General features: G+C 62.6%; 24 protein-coding genes. 8 read left to right on the top strand and 16 right to left on the bottom strand.

What is annotated here, in order from left to right; translation table 11 throughout:
* Window positions 1-95 precede the first annotated feature (95 nt).
* The 7 genes from FNB15_RS13565 to FNB15_RS13535 all read right to left on the bottom strand — a co-directional run bounded on the left by FNB15_RS13565 (window position 96) and on the right by FNB15_RS13535 (window position 5,888).
* On the bottom strand, window positions 96-1,094 hold the full coding sequence (locus FNB15_RS13565; RefSeq protein WP_144069216.1) for a FecR family protein: 999 nt from the start codon (window positions 1,092-1,094) through the stop codon (window positions 96-98).
* A gap of 95 nt (window positions 1,095-1,189) precedes the next feature.
* The gene (locus FNB15_RS13560) at window positions 1,190-1,687 is read right to left on the bottom strand and encodes an RNA polymerase sigma factor (RefSeq protein WP_144069215.1); all 498 of its coding nucleotides are present in this window, start codon (window positions 1,685-1,687) and stop codon (window positions 1,190-1,192) included.
* 101 nt (window positions 1,688-1,788) lie between these two features.
* Window positions 1,789-2,766 carry an acetamidase/formamidase family protein gene (locus FNB15_RS13555; RefSeq protein WP_144069214.1) on the bottom strand — a complete coding sequence of 326 codons (978 nt, stop codon included), beginning with the start codon at window positions 2,764-2,766 and terminating at the stop codon, window positions 1,789-1,791.
* A gap of 83 nt (window positions 2,767-2,849) precedes the next feature.
* A complete protein-coding gene (locus FNB15_RS13550) occupies window positions 2,850-3,119 on the bottom strand; it encodes a hypothetical protein (RefSeq protein ID WP_144069213.1) in 270 nt (89 codons plus the stop codon).
* A gap of 128 nt (window positions 3,120-3,247) precedes the next feature.
* Window positions 3,248-3,784, bottom strand: a complete 537-nt coding sequence (locus FNB15_RS13545; RefSeq protein WP_144069212.1) for a PAS domain-containing protein — start codon at window positions 3,782-3,784, stop codon at window positions 3,248-3,250.
* 98 nt (window positions 3,785-3,882) lie between these two features.
* The gene (locus FNB15_RS13540; protein WP_144069211.1) at window positions 3,883-4,407 is read right to left on the bottom strand and encodes a PAS domain-containing protein; all 525 of its coding nucleotides are present in this window, start codon (window positions 4,405-4,407) and stop codon (window positions 3,883-3,885) included.
* A 146-nt stretch (window positions 4,408-4,553) separates the two neighbouring features.
* A complete protein-coding gene (locus FNB15_RS13535) occupies window positions 4,554-5,888 on the bottom strand; it encodes a flagellar hook protein FlgE (RefSeq protein ID WP_144069210.1) in 1,335 nt (444 codons plus the stop codon).
* A gap of 222 nt (window positions 5,889-6,110) precedes the next feature.
* On the opposite strand from FNB15_RS13535, the gene FNB15_RS13530 reads away from it, so the two are divergent.
* The 5 genes from FNB15_RS13530 (at window position 6,111) to FNB15_RS13510 (ending at window position 10,151) form a co-directional block, all read left to right on the top strand.
* Window positions 6,111-7,418 carry an adenylate/guanylate cyclase domain-containing protein gene (locus tag FNB15_RS13530; protein WP_185973548.1) on the top strand — a complete coding sequence of 436 codons (1,308 nt, stop codon included), beginning with the start codon at window positions 6,111-6,113 and terminating at the stop codon, window positions 7,416-7,418.
* Between the two features lie 122 nt (window positions 7,419-7,540).
* Window positions 7,541-7,963, top strand: coding sequence for an Ohr family peroxiredoxin (locus FNB15_RS13525; RefSeq protein ID WP_144069208.1), 423 nt, complete (start codon window positions 7,541-7,543; stop codon window positions 7,961-7,963).
* A gap of 59 nt (window positions 7,964-8,022) precedes the next feature.
* Window positions 8,023-8,469 (top strand): MarR family winged helix-turn-helix transcriptional regulator, encoded by a 447-nt coding sequence (locus FNB15_RS13520; protein ID WP_144069207.1) that lies wholly within the window; start codon window positions 8,023-8,025, stop codon window positions 8,467-8,469.
* A 138-nt stretch (window positions 8,470-8,607) separates the two neighbouring features.
* Window positions 8,608-9,567, top strand: a complete 960-nt coding sequence (locus tag FNB15_RS13515; protein ID WP_144069206.1) for a ribonucleotide-diphosphate reductase subunit beta — start codon at window positions 8,608-8,610, stop codon at window positions 9,565-9,567.
* Window positions 9,568-9,632: 65 nt separating this feature from the next.
* Window positions 9,633-10,151 carry a GNAT family N-acetyltransferase gene (locus FNB15_RS13510; RefSeq protein WP_144069205.1) on the top strand — a complete coding sequence of 173 codons (519 nt, stop codon included), beginning with the start codon at window positions 9,633-9,635 and terminating at the stop codon, window positions 10,149-10,151.
* Here the strand turns inward: FNB15_RS13510 and FNB15_RS13505 are convergent.
* Window positions 10,148-10,381 (bottom strand): hypothetical protein, encoded by a 234-nt coding sequence (locus FNB15_RS13505; protein WP_144069204.1) that lies wholly within the window; start codon window positions 10,379-10,381, stop codon window positions 10,148-10,150. The two genes, FNB15_RS13510 and FNB15_RS13505, sit on opposite strands and share 4 nt — an antisense overlap.
* Before the next feature lie 124 nt (window positions 10,382-10,505).
* Here FNB15_RS13505 and FNB15_RS13500 point away from each other — a divergent pair, with 124 nt between their 5' ends.
* Complete coding sequence (locus tag FNB15_RS13500) at window positions 10,506-11,462, top strand: M14 family metallopeptidase (protein WP_144069203.1); 957 nt, start codon at window positions 10,506-10,508, stop codon at window positions 11,460-11,462.
* 15 nt (window positions 11,463-11,477) lie between these two features.
* Window positions 11,478-12,533 carry an AbrB family transcriptional regulator gene (locus tag FNB15_RS13495; protein WP_144069202.1) on the top strand — a complete coding sequence of 352 codons (1,056 nt, stop codon included), beginning with the start codon at window positions 11,478-11,480 and terminating at the stop codon, window positions 12,531-12,533.
* 425 nt (window positions 12,534-12,958) lie between these two features.
* On the opposite strand, the gene FNB15_RS13490 is transcribed toward FNB15_RS13495, so the two are convergent.
* From FNB15_RS13490 to FNB15_RS13460, 7 genes are all read right to left on the bottom strand, one after another.
* Complete coding sequence (locus tag FNB15_RS13490) at window positions 12,959-13,399, bottom strand: polysaccharide deacetylase family protein (RefSeq protein ID WP_144069201.1); 441 nt, start codon at window positions 13,397-13,399, stop codon at window positions 12,959-12,961.
* 10 nt (window positions 13,400-13,409) lie between these two features.
* Window positions 13,410-13,856 carry a hypothetical protein gene (locus tag FNB15_RS13485; protein ID WP_144069200.1) on the bottom strand — a complete coding sequence of 149 codons (447 nt, stop codon included), beginning with the start codon at window positions 13,854-13,856 and terminating at the stop codon, window positions 13,410-13,412.
* Window positions 13,857-13,864: 8 nt separating this feature from the next.
* Window positions 13,865-14,308 carry a hypothetical protein gene (locus FNB15_RS13480; protein ID WP_144069199.1) on the bottom strand — a complete coding sequence of 148 codons (444 nt, stop codon included), beginning with the start codon at window positions 14,306-14,308 and terminating at the stop codon, window positions 13,865-13,867.
* A gap of 1 nt (window position 14,309) precedes the next feature.
* A complete protein-coding gene (locus FNB15_RS13475) occupies window positions 14,310-14,747 on the bottom strand; it encodes a hypothetical protein (RefSeq protein WP_144069198.1) in 438 nt (145 codons plus the stop codon).
* 12 nt (window positions 14,748-14,759) lie between these two features.
* On the bottom strand, window positions 14,760-15,188 hold the full coding sequence (locus FNB15_RS13470) for a hypothetical protein (protein WP_144069197.1): 429 nt from the start codon (window positions 15,186-15,188) through the stop codon (window positions 14,760-14,762).
* A gap of 198 nt (window positions 15,189-15,386) precedes the next feature.
* On the bottom strand, window positions 15,387-17,138 hold the full coding sequence (locus tag FNB15_RS13465; protein WP_246068688.1) for an IlvD/Edd family dehydratase: 1,752 nt from the start codon (window positions 17,136-17,138) through the stop codon (window positions 15,387-15,389).
* Between the two features lie 166 nt (window positions 17,139-17,304).
* A complete protein-coding gene (locus FNB15_RS13460; protein WP_144069195.1) occupies window positions 17,305-18,099 on the bottom strand; it encodes a methyltransferase domain-containing protein in 795 nt (264 codons plus the stop codon).
* A gap of 45 nt (window positions 18,100-18,144) precedes the next feature.
* Between FNB15_RS13460 and FNB15_RS13455 the strand changes: the two genes are divergently transcribed.
* Entirely contained in the window at window positions 18,145-18,663 is a 519-nt protein-coding gene (locus FNB15_RS13455; protein ID WP_246068687.1) for a thioesterase family protein, read from the top strand.
* A 12-nt stretch (window positions 18,664-18,675) separates the two neighbouring features.
* Here the strand turns inward: FNB15_RS13455 and FNB15_RS13450 are convergent, their stop codons facing one another.
* A complete protein-coding gene (locus FNB15_RS13450) occupies window positions 18,676-18,978 on the bottom strand; it encodes a cupin domain-containing protein (RefSeq protein ID WP_144069194.1) in 303 nt (100 codons plus the stop codon).
* Between the last annotated feature and the right edge of the window lie 64 nt (window positions 18,979-19,042).

Genomic DNA, 19,042 nt, shown 5'->3' with positions numbered 1-19,042 from the left:
CTATCACTTGCGAGTCCTGCCTGTAGGACGCGGCACCCGGCGGTTTTGATAAATTTCCCGGCAGGAAAAGTACGTTTTATATATAAACTATTGATTTATTTATGAATTATTGCGAAGAGCGGCACTTCCGTCTTCCGCACCCGCAGCTCGTCGGTCACCACCTTGAGGGCACCGTCGGGGTCGTCCGCCCGCACCACACCCGAGACGACACGCGCCGAAAGCTCGTCGTCCATGATCACGATGCGGCTGCGGCGGTAGCGATTGAGTTCGGCCACCACCTCGCCCAGCGGAGCCTGGTAGAAGACGAGATTGCCCGAACGCCAGGCGGCGATCTCACGTGGATCGATGCTGCCGACACTCCCCTGCGGCGCACCATGGCGGTATCGCATCGACTGTCCCGGCGACAGCACCATCCGCTGCTCGCCGGCGCCATGCAATGTCACTTCCACATCATGCTCGGCCACCGCCACAATGTCGCGCTCCGCCAGCCGCTCGACGGCGAACTGGGTTCCGAGCGCACGCACCGACAGGTTTGCGGTCTCGACAATGAAAGGTCGCCCGTTTGCCAGCGTCTGCGGCGCGGCATGGAAGAAAGCGCTGCCGCTCAGAAGCTCGATGCGCCGTTCGTCTGCATTGAAATGCAGCCTGATCGCGCTGGCGGGCCCAAGATCCACTTGACTGCCATCCGCCAGAAATACGGAACGGACTTCGCCGCGTGCGCTGCGGTGGTCGGCGGTCAGAAGTGTGGCCAGATCGCCGAACCAGATCGAGGCGCCCAGCGCGACCATCAGCAGCAGGCTCGCCGCCAATGCGGCAAGCGCAGCCGTCAGCCTGCGCGGCGGCGGCATGGTCTGCGCCCTGCGATGCAACAGTGCGGTATGGCGCAGCAGGTGGCCGGGATTGCGTTGCAGCTCTGCCAGGCTGTCCCAGGTGTTGCGCAGTTCGTCATAGACGGCGCGATGCAGCGGACTGCGTCCGATCCAGGTCTCGAAGGCGGATTCGGCACATGTATCCAGCCTGCCGGCGGTCTGCAAGACCAGCCAGTCGGTCGCTTCACTCTCTATCCTGCCACGCTGCTGGTCGTTGCTGGTCACGGAACGTCCATTCCCCGGCTGGTACTTTGCCTTCCTTATAAGACGAACGAGACGGCCGATTATTTGTCGTCCGTCGCAAAAAATTTACCCACTCCCTATCTGCGCAACCGGCTTGTCATGTACCGGATCGCGAAATTCATGTGCTTCTGCACCGCGCTGATCGATACCTGCATCAGTTCGGCGGTTTCGGAATAGGATCGCCCCTCGATCCGGATCAGGATGAGGACCTGCCGCGTGCGCAGCGGCAGTTCTTCGACAATGCCTTCCAGCAAGGCCAGGCGCTCCTTCGCATCGGTGGCATCTTCCAGCGACGGCCGATCCTCGGCGATGCCGGCCAATACCTCATTCGGCGTGCTTCTGGTCTGCTGACGCTGTCTGGCGCGCAGGTGGTCGATCGCAAGGTTGCGCGCCGTGCGATACAGATAGGCGCGTTCCTGCAGGATGGCACCGTCGTCCGGCTGCTGCGCGTAGCGGAGGAAAGTTTCCTGGGTCAGGTCAGCGGCAAGCTCGATATCCTGCAACTGCTTGACCAGGTAGGTGTGGATTTCCGCCCGGTAGCTCAGAAACAACTGCTTCAGATTCCTGCCGGACACGGCAAATGGCTCGCTCGGTTTCCACGACTGAACCGACCATACTGCACATGCGAACTATTCGCAATAATCCGATGGGGTGAGCATTCCCGCCTGCCGGGCCATCACACCTGGAAACCGGGGATATTGTCCCGCTTCACCTGCGGCAGCAGGTCGAAGGGCAGCATGGCATGCACGCCCTTATTGCCATCGACCAGCTGGGTGATGCGCAGGTCGCAACCCAGGCTGCAGAGCGCATAGGCATCATTGGCGGCCATGCCCGCGATGCTGACCATCGCATCGATCATGTCTTCCAGCGCGCGTGTTGCCGCATCGTCCAGATCGGGATCGAAGGCCATGGTGATCAGATGCGTCGGCGTCACCGCGCGCGGGCGCGGCAGCTTGCGGCCCTTGTGCAGTACGAAGGTGAAGTCGCCTTCCAGCGCGGTTTCCAGCGCTGTCAGGTTCACTTCGCCGTCGCCCTGGCAGGCATGCCCGTCGCCGGTGGAGAACAGCGCACCGGGCACGAAGACTGGCAGATACAGCTTGGTGCCGGGGATCAGTTCGCGATTGTCGATATTGCCGCCGTATTCGCGCGGCTCGATGGTGGAGACGCGGCCATAATTGGCCGGCGGCGCCACCCCCATCACGCCGAAGAACGGCCGCAGCGGCATGGTGGTGCCCCAGGGACAGGCCGCCGTCATCGCATTGCGATTGATCGGAATCTGCAGAATGCGCTGTTCCGGAAAACGATGCGGCAGCGAGCCGCGCAGCGGGCGGTTGGCGTTCCAGCCCCAGTCCTGGATCAGGCGCACATCGTCGATGCACACCTCCAGCACGTCGCCCGGCTCGGCGCCTTCGATCGCCACCGGACCGGTCAGGATATGGCCGGGCAGCACCGGCTTCAGCGTCTCGACGATGCGGCGATGTTCAGACAGCACGGCAAGGCCGCTGCTGTCGGACGGCAGGATGTCGGCGCCGCCGGACACCGTGCGGATGGTGACGCTGCTGCCTGAAGCCACACTCAGTGCAGGCTTCAGCGTCGCGTCGAAGAAGCCCCAGTGAACATTTTCAGGAGTTGGTTCAAGCCGGTGATCGGTCATGCTCTGCATCTGCCATCGCGGAAGGACAGCAGCAGCCTAACGACGAAGCCGGCACCTGACTACTGGCAGCGCAGCTTGACCGATCAACCGGCGGCCAGGCCGTCCTGCACAGTCACGTCCGCAGCGATACCCGCCGCATCCACCGCGAGCGGCTCAGCCTGGCTCGACCATTCGATGCGCCAGCGGAATTGCGGCTCCTGTACGACGACATGCGCTTCACCACGGCATTTGCGCGCGGAGTGAACCGCCTGCTTCACGGCATGACTGCGCAGCAGGAAACCACCGTAAGCCCTGCCACGCACGCGAACCCACCACATATCGTCTTCGGCAACGACGAAGTAATAGGTCGCCATGGTCAGCCTCCCCGGTCAGGCACCGCATTGGATTGGCGCCACTAACGGGGCATGGCGGCTCCCTGTTCCGTGATTATTTTTTAAAGAACGCATGACAGCTTTTTGCCGCAGCGCAGCGGGCAGCAGATCTAGAAAGATTCGTTCCTGGGAACGCGCCTGTAGCTGAAAAACGACAGGATATGATCAACTGTTTCGCCATCGTCCGACAGCGGGCAGTGCACATATTCCAGCGCCATCATGCGGTAGGTGAAGGGCATCGACGGCGCACCCTTGCGCAAGTAAGCGCAACCGGTTTCAACCACCTGCAGCCGGCTGCGCAGGATGATGTCCGCACCCGGCAGATCGATCAGAACCTCATCGAGATAGCGCTGCGACAGCCGCACCGGCGAGGCATCGACCAGGTCCTGCCCCACCACTTTCATGCGCAGACGAATCTGCCCGTTCTCACGTTCCACGGTCGCCAGCGCGATGCCCGACAGCAGGCCGGGAATGGCGAGCGGATCGAAATCCCTGCGCGACGGCAGGCGTTCGGCCGGATGGATCGAAAGCACATGATGGATGAACTGCGCCACGCCGTGCTGCTGCACCTTCGGCAGGAAGTCCTGCAGCGTCGCGATGTTTCGCTGTGCCAGGACGAGAGATTTCGGGGCGGCTTTCATGCCCATGGTTATAACCCATCGCCGGATCGCCGAAGAGTTACGACTTGATAAGGTGACAGCAAATCCCTTTGGGGACCGAGGTTTGCATACAAGTGCAGCACACCCTATGGCGTGGGCAGATTCGGCGTCCCTTTGTGACCGCGATAGCTGAAGAAGGAAACGATCTGGTCGATGGTCTCGCCATCCTCGGCCAGCGGGCAATGCACGTATTCCAGCACCGTCATCTTGAAGGTGAAGGGCATGGTGGGCGGACCCTGACGCAGATAGGCGACGCCGGTCTCCAGCACCGCCTGCCGCGTGTCGATGATCACCGATCCGTTGGGCAGTTCTGTGATGATCTCATCGAGATAGCGCTGACCGATTTTCACCGGCGAGGCATCAATCACATCCTGTCCGACAACCTTCATCCTGAATCGCGTGCGCATGTCTTCGCGATGAACCGTGACCAGCACCACGCCTGACAGCAGCTTGGGGATTTGCAGCGGATCGAAGTCGCACCGCGATGGCAGCCGGTCAGCCGGATGGATCGACAGCATGTAGCGAATAAACTCGGCCAGCCGTGCCGACTGCACCTTCGCAAGATATTCGTGCAATGCGGCGATATTCCGCTGCGGCAGAACGGATGGCATGAGGGCGGCATTCATCCTGCCGGTGTAGCGGATCGCAGCCGGAGAACAGAGTTACGTATTGATAACCCCTGACCTCTCCAGCGGATTGCCACCACCCTGACGTGCGGCCACGTCACCGGCGCCAACTTGCTCGTGGCGTGACGCCATCAGCGCCGGATATTGATGATCTCCTGCAGCAGCTCATCGGCGGCTGTGAGAATCCTCGCATTGGCCGAATAAACGCGCTGCGCCACGATCAGCTTGGCGAATTCCGCGGCGATATCCACGTTGGAGCCCTCGATGGCCGCTGAAACGAGATCGCCGGCCCCGCTGCCGCCGGGAAACTTGAACACTGCCGCGCCGGAACCGGGTGTCGCGACAAAGGCATTGCCGTCCACGCGGTCCAGTTCATCGGGGTTGGCAAAGGTGGCAATCGGAAGCTGATAGAGCTTCCTGACATTGCCGTTGTCGTAGGTGACCACGACCGCGCCGCTCTCATCGATGGCCAGGCTTTTGAAATCACCCTGTGGCGCGCCATTCTGCTTGAAGTCATTCAGCGTCAGCGTGTCGCTGGCGAATTGTGTGGTGCCTGCGGTGTTGCCGTAGGCGCCAAGGTCCAGCCGGATCGCCTGGTTGCCAGAGCCGAAATTCAGGTTGAAGCTGAAGGAGGCATCGTTGTTCACGCCAGCCGGCGCGCCCGTCAGTCCGCCCGCTGTCGCCAGCGCCGAAATCGTGCCGGCGGCAACCGGGCCCAGGCCGAGCGATCCGCCGAATTCCACCGTCGCAGGGCCCAGTGTTGCCGGCGTGCTGCCGGGAGCTTCGACTTCGAGCGTCCAGCTGCCCACACCGATCCTGGTCCAGCTCAGGCTGAGCGTGCGTTCGTTGCCCAGCGCGTCATAGACCTGGATGGAACTGGCCGGCAGTTCGGCCGGCAGGCTGCCGTTGGTGCCGAGCACCTCGGATGGCAGGTTTGCGGCATAGTCGACCAGACTGGTGGGCACCGGCGCCTCCAGCAGATCGCTGACACGCACTTCCGTCAGGCGCGACGTATCGATTTCACCGGTGCGTTGATCGATCGGCCAGGCCTGCAGGTAATATCCCGCCGAGTTGACCAGATAGCCCTGTGCATTCTGGGTGAAATCGCCAACGCGCGTGAAGTAGTCGGTCGCTTCGAAGATCGGCTCGCCCGTCGCGGAATTTTCCCCGATCGCCTTGGAGACAGTGAGAAAGCCGGCCCCCGCGATCGCCACCGACGTTGGGGATCCCGTCTGTGTGATGCCGCCCTGCGCCTGGTTGGCGAAATAGGGCTGGTTGATCACGCCGCCTGGCGAATGCATGTTCGCCTGCGCGCTCGACTGCGTCACCATGGTCTGGAATCTTGACTCCGTCGCCTTGTAGCCAGGCGTGCTGGCATTGGCGACATTGTCGGCGATCATGGCGATGGCCGCAGCCTGCGCTTTCAGGCCGGAGATGGCCGCGTTGATCGCACCGCTGATCGACATGTGGAATATCCCTCTCGTTATTCGGGATAGCGCAGTGCAATCGGGGTGCCAAAGGTTGTGATTCTGACGCTTCGTTGAATGTTAAGACAAATTACCGAAGGGTTAATGCGACTTAACCCTGCTAGGGAAAGTTCTACCGGGTCTCAATGCGTTAGCAGGCAGCTTCTGCCATAGTTGATGACTGCGGGCTTATGCATTTCGACAGCCCCTGGAGACATGTGCATGCCAGATTCCGCCCCTCGCCGCTATCCGCCGGCTGTCACGCTGCTGCGACGCGGCGCGCGCGGACCAGCCGCGGCACCTGCGGTGTCCGATCCTGCACAGCTCGAAGACTGGCTATTGGGCGATGCACTGGCCGAAGAGGACATGCTCGGCTTTTTCGAGCGGCTGGTCTGGGGCATCGTGGCCGCCGGCCTGCCGCTGGATCGCGCCAGCCTGCATGCCGGCACATTGCATCCGCAGCTCTATGGCTATGCCTGGAACTGGAACCGCGCCGATGGCCTGTGCGACGAGACGGTGGTGGCCGAGGCGGCGCTGAAGACCGACGCCTATCGCCGCAATCCGATCTTCCAGGTGATCGAATACGGCAAGAGCTTTCGTGGTCGCACCGACGATGCCGAACTGCGCGCACGCTATCCGCTGATGGCCGACCTCGCTGCGCAGGGCATCGTCGATTACAGCGCGCTGCCGCTGTTCACCGGCGTGGCCTATCACAATGCCGTCACGGTGGCCTCGGCGGCGCCGGACGGCTTCTCCGACTCTGAATATGTGCAGCTTGAACGCATCCTGCGGCTGGTCTCGGGCCATGTGCAGCGGCATATTGCGCAGCAGATCACCACCAATGTGCTGGACACCTATCTGGGCCCTGCGGCCGGCGAACGCGTGCTGCGCGGCAATATCCAGCGCGGTTCTGGCACCGCGATCCGCGCCATCATCTGGTCATCCGACCTGCGCGGTTTCACCGATCTGTCCGATCGCCTCTCGGGCGACGACATGATCGTGGTCCTGAACGCGTATTTCGAACGCATGGTGGCCGCGATCCTGGCGCAGGGCGGCGAGGTGCTGAAATTCATCGGCGACGGCCTGCTCGCCGTCTTCCCCTACTCTGCCTTCAGCGATGAAGCCGCGGCCTCACAGGCGGCACTGGCGGCGGCACAGACGGCGCTGGCCAGCATCCGCGCGCTCAACGACGACCCGCCGCCAGAACTGGCCGCGCTGCCGTACTGGCGGCCTTTGCGCAGCGGCATCGGCCTGCATGAAGGCGATGTCTTCTTCGGCAATGTCGGGGCGGCGCAACGCCTGGATTTCACTGTGATCGGCCGCGCGGTGAACACCACCGCCCGCGTGGAAGGCCTGAGCAAGGAGCTGGGTCGCGACATCCTGCTGACCGAGCCGGTCGCGGCACGCATCACCCAATATTCAGGAGCTGGCGGACTGGACGATCTCGGCCTGCACGCCTTGCGCGGCCTGAAGGCGCCGATCCGGCTGTTCAGCCCCGTGGAGGCTGGCCCCGTAGATTCCAGGAGATAGCCAGCCTGTGCCATTCATCACACACTATTAACTTGTGCACAATTTAATTCTTCGATACATTTCCATCCCACGGCACACCGATCACCCCGCCGCTGACATAAGAACCAAATGAGGAGACCACCATGTCCATCACCCCGCTCTACACCACCACCGCCACTGCCACCGGCGGCCGCGCCGGCCAGGTGAAGTCCGCCGACGGCATCATCGACATGACGCTCGCCATGCCGAAGGAACTCGGTGGCCCCGGCAATGCCGCAAATCCGGAGACCTTCTTCGCGTCGGGTTACGCCGCCTGCTTCCAGGGCGCGCTGGGGCTTGTCGCCCGCAACCAGAAGATCACGCTGCCCGCCGGGAACACCGTCACGGTGACGATCGGTATCGGCAAGGACGAAACCAGCTTCGGCCTGAACGCCAAGATCGCCGTCAACCTGCCGGGCATGGACAAGGCCCAGGCCGAGGCACTCACCGCTGCGGCGCACCAAGTCTGTCCGTATTCGAAGGCGACCCGCGGCAATATCGAAGCCACGCTCGAAACCACCGTGTAAACTGCGACTCGCGACGCCGGGGTGTCTTACTCCGGCGTCGCCTAACGCTGCAGAACCTCATGTCCGCCGATACCACGCTGAAACTCGACACCCAGCTCTGCTTCGCGCTGTATGCCGCGTCGAATGCGATGACGCGACTCTATCGCGACAAGCTGGAACCGCTCGGCCTCACCTATCCGCAATATCTGGTCATGCTGGTGCTGTGGGAGCAGGATGGCATCGCCGTGAAGGAGATCGGCCAACGCCTGCATCTCGATTCCGGCACGCTCACCCCCATGCTCAAGCGCATGGAACAGGCCGGACTGGTGCTGCGCCGCCGCAGCCGCGCCGACGAACGCCAGGTCGACATCGCCCTCACCCCCGCCGGCGAGGCGCTGAAGGCCGAAATCCGCCGCGTGCGGGCCGAACTGGGCTGCCTGCTGCCGGTGCCGGCGGCCGACATCGCCCGGCTGCAGGTCGAGATCCGCAGCCTGGCCGACGGGCTGATCGCGGCCCAAAAAGACTGACCCGGCCGAGTCATCCACAGCTCAGGCTGGCTGGCGGGACGAAATATCCACAGTTTGAGACCCCAGATGTAGGGGTTTACGCTTGCCTGCCCCCACCAGATATTGCGATATTGCCCCCTCAGAATCAGTGAGGAAAACATGTCGCTTCTGGACTCCAAGCCCGTCTACAAGCCCTTCAAATATCCTTGGGCCTACGAAGCCTGGATGACCCAGCAGCGCCTGCACTGGCTGCCGGAAGAAGTGCCGCTCGCCGACGACGTGAAGGACTGGCAGAAGAAGCTGACGCCGGGCGAGAAGAACCTGCTGACGCAGATCTTCCGTTTCTTCACCCAGGCCGATGTGGAAGTGAACAACTGCTACATGAAGCATTATGCGCAGGTGTTCAAACCCACCGAAGTGCAGATGATGCTGTCGGCCTTCTCGAATATCGAGACCGTGCATATCGCCGCCTACAGCCACCTGCTCGACACCATCGGCATGCCCGAAGAAGAGTATTCGGCCTTCCTCCGCTACAAGGAGATGAAGGACAAATACGACTACATGCAGCAGTTCGGCGTCAGCACCAAGACCGACATCGCCAAGACGCTGGCGGTGTTCGGCGCCTTCACCGAAGGCCTGCAGCTGTTCGCCAGTTTCGCGATCCTGATGAACTTCCCGCGCTGGAACAAGATGAAGGGCATGGGCCAGATCGTCAGCTGGTCGGTGCGCGACGAAAGCCTGCACACCAACTCGATCATCAAGCTGTTCCACACCTTCCTGGAGGAAAACCCGGAAGTCTGGACCGAGCAATTCCAGCGCGATCTCTATGTCGCCTGCTCCACCATCGTGGAGCATGAAGATGCCTTCATCGATCTCGCCTTCGAGATCGAGGGCGTTCAGGGCCTGACCGCGCAGGAAGTGAAGGACTATATCCGCTGGACCGCCGACCGCCGCCTGCTGCAGCTCAAGCTGCAGCCGATGTACCGGATCGAGAAGAATCCGCTGCCCTGGCTGGATGCGATCCTGAACGGCGTGGAACACACCAACTTCTTCGAAAACCGCGCCACCGAATATTCCAAGGCCTCGACGCAAGGGTCCTGGGAAGACGCTTTCGCCTGAAACATGGCGCATCTGCAGCATCAAAGGCCGGAGCTTGCTCCGGCCTTTTTTGTTAGTCTCAGACCATGAGCTACCGCATCCGCCCTGCCCGCGCCTCTGAGGCCGAAGCCTTACGCGAGATCGAGCGCGCCGCCGGACAGAGCTTTGCCGCCGTCGGCTATCCGGAAGTGGCGCAGCATGAGCCGACATCGGCGGCGGCCTTGCGCGATGGCATCACCGATGGCGCGCTGTTCGTCGCGGCCGCGCCGTCAGACGACCCGGTCGGTTTCCTCCTGTGCACCGAGATCGACGGCGACCTCTATGTGCAGGAGCTGGCCGTGCATCCCGATCATGCCGGGCATCGCCTCGCCGTGCCGCTGCTCGCGGCCGCCGAAACACTGGCGCGCAGCCTCGGCCTGCCGGCGCTCTGTCTCACGACCTTTCGCAGCGTGCCATGGAATGCACCCTATTATGCGCGGCTCGGATTTCATGTGATGCCGGACGACCAGATCGGGCCCAGCCTGCGCTTCATCATCGCACGGCAGGCGGCATCCGGGCTCGACACCGCCAATCGCGTGGCGATGAGGCGCTATCTTCCGGCTTAGGCCAGCAGGTCGACGAAGTGCTTTTCCAGTTCGAGGCTGGTGCGCAGGACTTCGATGCTGATGGCGGACTGGACCTTGGCCATCTGCAGCTGCATGGCGACTTCGCCAAGCTCGACCACATCGGTGCTGCCGCCGGCCATCGCCTGCACGGCACCCATCAGCATCTGGTCGGCCTTGGAGAGGCCGCTCAGCGCGTTGGAGATCGTGGAGGTACCAGAGATCGAGGTCATGTCTGCAGCTTAGCCGAGGGTGGAATTTTCCTCAACCCGCCTGAAGTCATCTCCCTGTGACTGGGCCGCATCATGGTTAACGCGTATAACAACAGCACCTCACCAGAATCATACAGAGCCGCCTATGTCCGCGCTGCCCGCCAATCCGCTGCTGCCCATTCCGATCACCCAGTACCGCGAAGGCAATGCCGGCATTCCCTATGCGCATGTGCTGGACTCCGGCAGGCCGGGGCCGCAGGTGGCGATCACCGCGCTGATCCATGGCAACGAGGTCTGCGGCGCGCATGCGCTCGACCTGCTGCTGCGCGAGAAATTCAGGCCGGCCCGCGGCAAACTCACGCTGATCTTCTGCAATGTCGCGGCCTACACCCGCTTCGATCCGAACGAGCCGACCGCCTCGCGCTTTGTCGACGAGGACATGAATCGCGTCTGGGGCGCCAATGCGCTGGACAGCACCCGCCGCTCGATCGAACTGGACCGCGCGCGCGAGATCGAGCCTTTGCTGGCCGAGATCGACCTGCTGCTCGACCTGCATTCGATGCAGCAGCCCTCGCCGCCGCTGATGCTGGCTGGCCCGCTGCAGAAGGGCCGCGAGTTCGCCGCGAAAGTCGGCGTGCCGGCAACTGTCGTGGCCGACCAGGGCCACAAGGCGGGCCTGCGCATGCGCGACTACGGCGGCTTCGGCGACCCCAGCAGCCCGAAGAATGCGCTGCTGGTGGAATGCGGCCAGCATTGGGAACAGGCGAGCCGCGCCGTTGCCATCGAGACCATGTTCCGCTTCCTGCTGGCCACCGGCCAGGCGACCGAAGCCGACCTTGCGCGCCATGGCCTGGCACTGCTGCCGGCGGCGCAGCAGAAATTCGTCGAGGTGACTGACGCCGTCACCATCGCCACCGAGACCTTCAGCTTCGCGCAGAGCTACATGGGGCTGGAATCGATTCCGCAGGCCGGCACCGTGATCGCGCATGATGGCGCGACGCCGATCACCACGCCCTATGACAACTGCGTGCTGATCATGCCGACCAAGCGGCTGAAGCCCGGACAGACCGCGGTCCGCCTGGGCCGCTATATCGCGGCCTGACGCGCGACAGCGACGATGCTGCGCAACCTCAGTTCCAGCATTCCCGCCCTGCTGATCGGCGCGGTCGGCGGCGCGGTGTTTCTATACTTGCGCATGCCGCTGGCCTGGATGCTGGGCGCGATGTTCTTCACCGGCGTGACGGTGCTGGCCGGGCTGGACCGCAAGGTCACCCTGCGCGTCGAGCCGCGGCTGCGCACCGTGATGATCGTGATCATCGGCGTGATGCTGGGCTCGGCCTTCAAGCCCGAGATGATCGACCGCGCGCGCGAATGGCTCGGGCTGATCATCCTGATGCTGGCCTATATCCCGATCGTCACGACCATCTGCTACTGGATGTTCCGCCGCATGGCGCGGCTCGACCCGGTGACAGCGTATTTCTCGGCGGCGCCTGGCGGGTTGCAGGAAATGACGCTGGTGGGCGAGGCTTTCGGCGGCGACGGCCGCAGCATCATCCTGACACATGCCCTGCGCATCTTCATCACCGTGATGACGGTGCCGGTCTATTTCCGCTTCATCGAGGGGCTGAATGTGCCGCCGATGGCGCAGGGCCCGCATTTCTGGCAGCTGCCATGGCATGAAGGCGCGCTGCTGATCCTGTGTGGCGGTGCCGGCTGGTATGCGGCGAAATTCCTGCGCATTCCGGCGGCGCAGCTGGTCGGTCCGATGATCGTCTCGGCGCTGGTGCATCTGTTCGGCTGGTCGCATGCCGCGCCGCCGCCCGAACTCGTCGCCATCGCGCAGGTGGTGATGGGCGCGGCGCTGGGCTGCCGCTTCGTCGGCACGCCGCTGAAAGAGGTCGGCCGCATCGCCACCTGGGCGGCGCTCGCCACCCTGGTGATGCTGGGCGTGGCGCTCGGCATGACGCTGGGCTTTGCCGACTGGGCCGGCATCAAGACCGAGGCGATGATGCTGGTGCTGGCGCCCGGCGGCATGGCCGAGATGAGCCTGGTGGCGCTCGGCCTCGGCGTCGAGGTCGCCATCGTGGCGTCCATGCATATCTTCCGCATCGCCGTGGTGGTGATCGCCGTGCCGCCGGTGTTCCGGTTGCTGGGACTGAAGCAGAAAAGCTGAACGCGGGCTTAGTCCGGCGTTATTCTGACGCTATTTCGGCTTATTTTTCTTATCCGGGCGTATCGGCGCTTATCATGGCGTATCGGCGCTTATTCCGGCTTATTTCGTACTAATTCCTGATTGGCGAGCCTTTCCGCGCACTTAACTTTGCGCCGACGGCGGACGTTCGCGCGCGAGTGCGGTCGGTTCAGTGCTGAGTCAGGTCCATTCGGTGCTGACTCAGGTCCGGTTGATGCTGCGTAATATCCATTAGGTGCTGAGTCAGGCCGATTGAGGTCCGCGCGGTTTCGCAAACCTGCATACACATGAAAACTGCCAGAGACTGGCAGTGGGCAGAGGGATTCACGATGGGCATGAACAGCGCATCACGATCTAGGAAACGGGATGCCGTTTTAAAGAGTGCAAGGGGAATATTTCGATCCCGTTCACGCCTGCGCCAGCGTGCACTGGCCCGCGCCTTCGCTGTCCAGCGCCTCCAAATGCTGCTGCACCCAATAGACATACTGCCGGTAGTTTGAGGTGGTCTGTGTCCCTTTCGCGGCAGAGAGTGCGGTTTTCTCGGCCTCGCCGCTCTGGATCAGCTCGCTCATGTATTCGATTTGGTACAGCGCCTGTTCGCGAGTCAGGTTATTGACATTCGGCGCACCCCGGTAATGAGATTCATGACCTTTCGCGTCAGCCGCCATCTGACGATCCACTTCGACCCAGCGCTTGAAAGTGGCAACAACGTCTGCCCTTGCTTTTATTGATTCTGCCCGATCCTCAGGCGAACGATCTTCCCATTTTGTATAGGAGAGCGACTTCGATTGATTCGGATCGAAAGTCGGAATCCAGTTCCGGTATGCCGAAAGCGAGATATTCGACATGCCGTCCCTCCTACACCTGCGCCAACGTAGATTGCCCGCCGCCGCCCAGTTCCTTCACATGCTGCTGCAGCCAGTAGACATACTGCCGGTAATTCGAGGTGACCATGTCGCCATACCCCGTTGAGAGCGCCATGGTTTCGCTCTGCCCGGACTGGATGAGTTCGCTCATGAAGTAAATCTGCTGTTCAGCTTGCTCACGCGACAGGCCAGAAACATTCGGGGCGACGATGACATGATTCTCAGGCCCCTTGGCCAGCGCCGCGCGTTGCGCATCCATGTCAGCGAATTTTTGCAGTACGTCCGACTGATGCGCGAAGGCCTGCGCCATCCGTTCCGCGATCTCGGCCCGCCGTTCCGGCGACAGCTCTTCCTGCCGGAGGCGCACATAGCCGGGCTTACCCTGCTTCATGGCCTCGGCCAAACCTGGCGTGGGAGACGAAATCACTACATCAATCATCGCTGGCCTCACACTTGCGCCAGCGTGGATGGCGCGTCACTGCCTTCCAGCGACTTGGCATGCTGCTGGAGCCAGTAAACGTACTGGCGGAAGTCGGTCGTGATTCTTCCATTGTAACTGGTCGAGAGGGAGTAGTTCTCAGACTGACCGCTCTGGATCAACTCGCTCACATACCCGATCTGATGCAATGTCTCTTCGCGATCAAGCAACGTGATGCTGCGAGGGCTGAACTCATTGCTCTCGTAGCCTTTTTCCAGCTCCTGCGTCCGTTTCTGAGTCTCCCGTATGGCGGCGAAGGCATTTTCCACCTCCGCCAAGCTCTGTTTGAGTTGGGACTGCCTTTCGGCTGGAAGGTCGGTAATCTTCGTAAGCTGAGGTTTCGGCAGCAACACCGCCTTGGAAAAATCGGTCGTATGGGTGCCAAAGATCGCTCGGGGGTTGATCGTCGTCATGTCAAACTTTCACATCCGTCGCAGGATGCCCCCCTTCGAGTTCCTTCACATGCTGCTGCAGCCAGTAGACATACTGGCGATAGTTTGATGTGGTCTGCGTGCCCTTGGCTGTATACAGCGGCAACTTGTCTGCCTCACCGCTCTGGATCAGCTCGCTCATCTCCTCGATCTGAACCAAAGCCTGTTCGCGGTCCAGCAGGCTGACATTCGGGGCGCTGCGAAACCAGACCGGCTGCCCTCTGGCGATAGATTCCGCCTCGCGGTTTGCGGCATCTGTTATCGCGCGACGCTCGGCCTCGATCGCATCGTATTTTGCACGAGACGCCAGCGTATCTGCCTGCATTTCCGGCGACAGATCCTCAAACCGTTTGGGCTGAACACGCGTGAAGGTTCCGGAATACGTCACGCCGTTGATTAAAGCAGTTGCCGTGATCTGCATCGCCGCTCTCCCTCAGGCTTGCGCCAGCGTGGACTGGCCCGCGCCTTCCAGCTCCTTCAGATGCTGCTGCACCCAGGAAACATACTGACGGTAATTCGAGGTGGTCTGCGTGCCCCTCGCGGCAACCAATGGCAACTTGTCTGCTTCGCCGCTCTGGATCAGTTCGCTCATAAAATCGATCTGATCCAGCGCCTGTTCGCGCGTAAGCGTGCTGACATTCGGCGCACGCCTGTTCCAGACCTCATGCCCCCGGGCATCGGCCGCCGCCTGCCGCTCGATGGCTGCACTCTTCTGAAGATACGCAGAAATCTTCGCAGCCTGCTCGGCGCGATAGGACAGAACGCGTGCCTGCTTCTCCGGAGACAAATCTTCGAACCGCTTGGGCTGGACGCGGGTGTAGCCGCCCAGATACCCAGTTCCGTTAACCGTGATGCCCGTCATGACAGAAGCTTCTCGCGTGCGGTGGCAGGGTTTCTGCAACCAGAGAAGCAAACTGCGGGCCAATCATCACCGCAGTGATAAGATGCTGGTGTTCCGCGATTTCATACGTGAGTAATCACGCCACCCGCTCGGCGCTTCCTGCCGCACGGCAGGAATCACCTAGCGCATGGTTAATCGCGCTTCACCATAACAATGGCGTTACGGCACTGTCTTCGTGATCTCCGGCAACATGAAATCGAAGTCGCAGCCCTGTTCGGCCTGCGTCACCGTGTCGAAATACAGCTTGTCATAGCCGCGACGCCCCTCGCCTGAGGGCAGCGGAGGCAAGGCGGCGCGGCGTTTCGCCAGTTCCGCCTCGTCCACCAGCAGATCAATGCGGCGGCCTTCGGTGTCGAGTTTGATGCGGTCGCCGGTCTTCACCAGCGCCAGCGGGCCTCCCGCTGCGGCTTCGGGTGCGATATGCAGCACGATGGTGCCATAGGCCGTGCCGCTCATGCGCGCATCGGAAATACGCACCATGTCCTTCACGCCCTGTTGCGCCAGCTTTTTCGGGATCGGGATATAGCCCGCCTCCGGCATGCCCGGCGCGCCCTTGGGGCCCGCATTGCGCAGCACCAGAATATCGTCGGCCTTCACATCGAGATCGGCAGAGTCAAGGCGCGCCGCCATATCCGGCAGACTGTCGAACACCACGGCGCGGCCTTCATGCTGCAGTAACTCTTGCGTCGCTGCCGCCTGCTTGATGATGGCGCCATCGGGCGCGAGGTTGCCGCGCAGCACCGCCATCGCGCCGTTTTTGTAAACGGGTGCTGCCATCGTCTTGATCACATCCTGCTTCCAGCCCGGCGGCATGGCGTCGATATTCTGGCCCAGCGTCTTGCTGGTGACCGTGAGGCAGTCGCGCTCGATCAGGCCGCCCAACTCGCGCAGGATAGGAGTAAGCCCGCCGGCCTTGTGCAGGTCTTCCATGTAATGCTGGCCGGTCGGCTTGAGGTCGACCAGCACCGGCGTCTCGCGGCCCATCTTGTCGTAGCCTTCGAGATCGACCTGGATGCCGCTGCGGCCCGCCATGGCGGTGAGATGAATCAGCGCATTGGTGCTGCCGCCGACCGCAAGCAGCACGCGCAAGGCGTTGCGATAGGCGGCGGGCGTCAGGATTTTATCGGGCGTCAGGCCTTCGGCCGCCATCGCCACGGCGCGGGTGCCGGTCTGCTCGGCCAGCCGCCGGCGTTCGGCGTGGACTGCCGGCACCGCCGCGCCGCCCGGCAGCATCATGCCGAGCGCTTCGACCGTGAGCGCCATGGTGGACGCCGTGCCCATCACGCCGCAGGTGCCGATGGTGGGCGCGAGTTCGCTGTTCACCTCGTTGATTTCCTGGTCGTTCACTTCGCCGGCGCGGTAGCGCGCCCAGAAGCGGCGGCAGTCCGTGCAGGCGCCGAGCTTTTCGCCGCGCCAGGAGCCGGCCAGCATCGGACCGGTCACGAGCATGATGGCCGGCACGTTGGCGCTGGCCGCGCCCATCAGCAGGGCCGGCACGGTCTTGTCGCAGCCGCCCATCAGGATCACCGCATCCATCGGCTGGGCGCGGATCATCTCTTCCGAGTCCATCGCCATCAGGTTGCGCAGATACATGCTGGTGGGATTGGCGAAGCTTTCCTGGATCGAGATCACCGGAAACGGCACCGGGATGCCGCCGGCCAGCATCACGCCGCGCGACGCCGCCTCGATCAGGTCGGGCACATTGCGGTGACAGGCATTGTAGCCGCTGTCGGTATCGACGATGCCGATGATCGGGCGCTCCAGCGCCTCATCCGTGTAGCCCAGCGCCTTGATGAAGGCCTTGCGCAGGAAGACGGAGAAGCCCGCGTCGCCGTAATTGGCGAGGTTGCGCTTCATGCCCTTGGCAGTATTGGGCGCGGCTGGCTTGTCGGTGGACTTGCTGGTCATCATCTGCTCCGGGGTGCTGGAGCAGTTTTAGCGCTTTGGGGATGGGCGTGCCAGCGTTGCCGCCCCCTCCCCCCACGCGTCATGGTCGGGTTTGACCCGACCATCTCAGGCAGGACTGCGCGAGGTCCTCGGGTCAAGCCCGAGGACGACGTGTTTTCATGTAGCCGCCCTACAGCGGCTTCTGCGCCAGGATGAACAGGCGGCGGAAGGGAAACAGCGTGCGGCCGTCGGCTTCGCGCTGATAGGCGTTGGCGATGCGGTTGCGGTAGTCGGCCTCAAACGCGCTGCGCTCGGGCTCGTCGAGCAGGTCGAGGAAGGGTTTCAGAGCCGTGCCCTTGGTGAATTCGGCCACCGGATTGGCGCCCGACAGCACCTGCAGGTATTCGCTCTCCCAGATGTCCAGCGCCGCCGTGCGCTCGTGCAGCATGCGCCAGTAGGCCTGCGGCTCGGCGACCGGGCGGCGGCGCAGATGCGGCTCCAGCTTCGCGCGCCACGGCCCCAGCTCGATCGTGTCGACGATGCTGGTATGCGACAGCGCGCCGTGATTGCGCGGCATCTGGATCGCCAGCCAGCCGCCGGGCTTCAGCCCGTCCAGCAGGCCGGGAATCAGCGTGTCATGACCATCGAGCCATTGCAGCGCCGCATTCGAGTAGATCAGATCGACTGGCCCACCTAAATCTTTCTGGGGTTTCCACGTGGCGATATCGGCCTCGATGAAATCCGCCGTCGGGTAATCCTGCTTCGCCCTGGCCAGCATGGTGGCGGAAGCATCGACGCCGATATGCCGGGCCTGCGGCCAGCGCAGCTGCATCAGCGGCGTGAGATTGCCGGCACCGCAGCCCAGATCGACCACGGCGATGTCCGCATCCGCCTCGGCTACCAGCGGCACGCGATCGAGCAGGTCGATGGCGGGGCGGAGGCGTTCGCCTGCGAATTTCAGGTATTGCGTCGGGTCCCAGGACATGGACACTAGCCTATCCGAGGAAACGAATCCGACAAGGCTGCAGTGATGAATTCTTCTCAAGACCGGCTCGATTACGCTCAACAGAGCTTCGAGGCGCCGCTCGAACTGACCGGCATGGTGGTGGAGCCCGCGCATATCGATGCCAACGGCCATATGAACGTCGGCTTCTACAACGTGATTTTCGACCAGGCACTCGACCGGTTCTTCACGCCCTTCGATCTCGACTGGAATTATGTGCAGCGCACCAACCTGAGCACCTTCGTGCTGGAAACGCATGTCTGCTATCTGCAGGAGGTGCTGGAAGGCGACCAGCTTCGCTTCACCTTCCAGCTGCTCGGGGCCGACGCCAAGCGGATTCACTACTTCATGAACATGTATCACGCCGAAAATGGCTATCTGGCGGCCACGTCAGAGCAGATCCTGGTGCATGTCGATCTGGCGACACGGCGCTCCTCGCCCTTCCTGCCCGAGCATCAGCAGCTGTTCGAACGCATGATCGCCGGCCATGCCAAGCTGCCCAGGCCGCCGCAGGCCGGCAAGAGCATCGGCATGGGGAAGAAGTGACGGGCGTGAGGCCTAGGCCCCGATCTTGATCTCGACCTCGACGAAGGCCATCGGCGCGGCGCCGGCGTTGATCACGTCATGCGCGATGCCCTTGGGCCGCGAATAGCTGCCGCCGGCCTGCATCTCGACGAAACTCTCCGCGCCCTGCGGGTCGACGATCTTCAGCTTCGCATCGGTCAGATAGGTCACGACATACGGATATTCGTGGACATGGAAGCCGGTGGCGGCGCCGGGTGCGAAATCCCAGCGCGTGACGCGCACGCGCTCGTCATCGGCCTGCGTGGTGGGGACTGCGGATTCCGTGGCCTGGCACATGGGGCGCCTCCTCTGCTGCGGCAATCCTAGCGATGCCACGGCGCCCGACAAGCGCGGAATTGTC

It is taken from the genome of Ferrovibrio terrae, from assembly GCF_007197755.1.
GTDB classification, from domain to species: Bacteria; Pseudomonadota; Alphaproteobacteria; order Ferrovibrionales; family Ferrovibrionaceae; genus Ferrovibrio; species Ferrovibrio terrae.
Note: the sequence above shows the minus strand (reverse complement) of the source record. Positions and strands in the feature narration are given on the sequence as shown.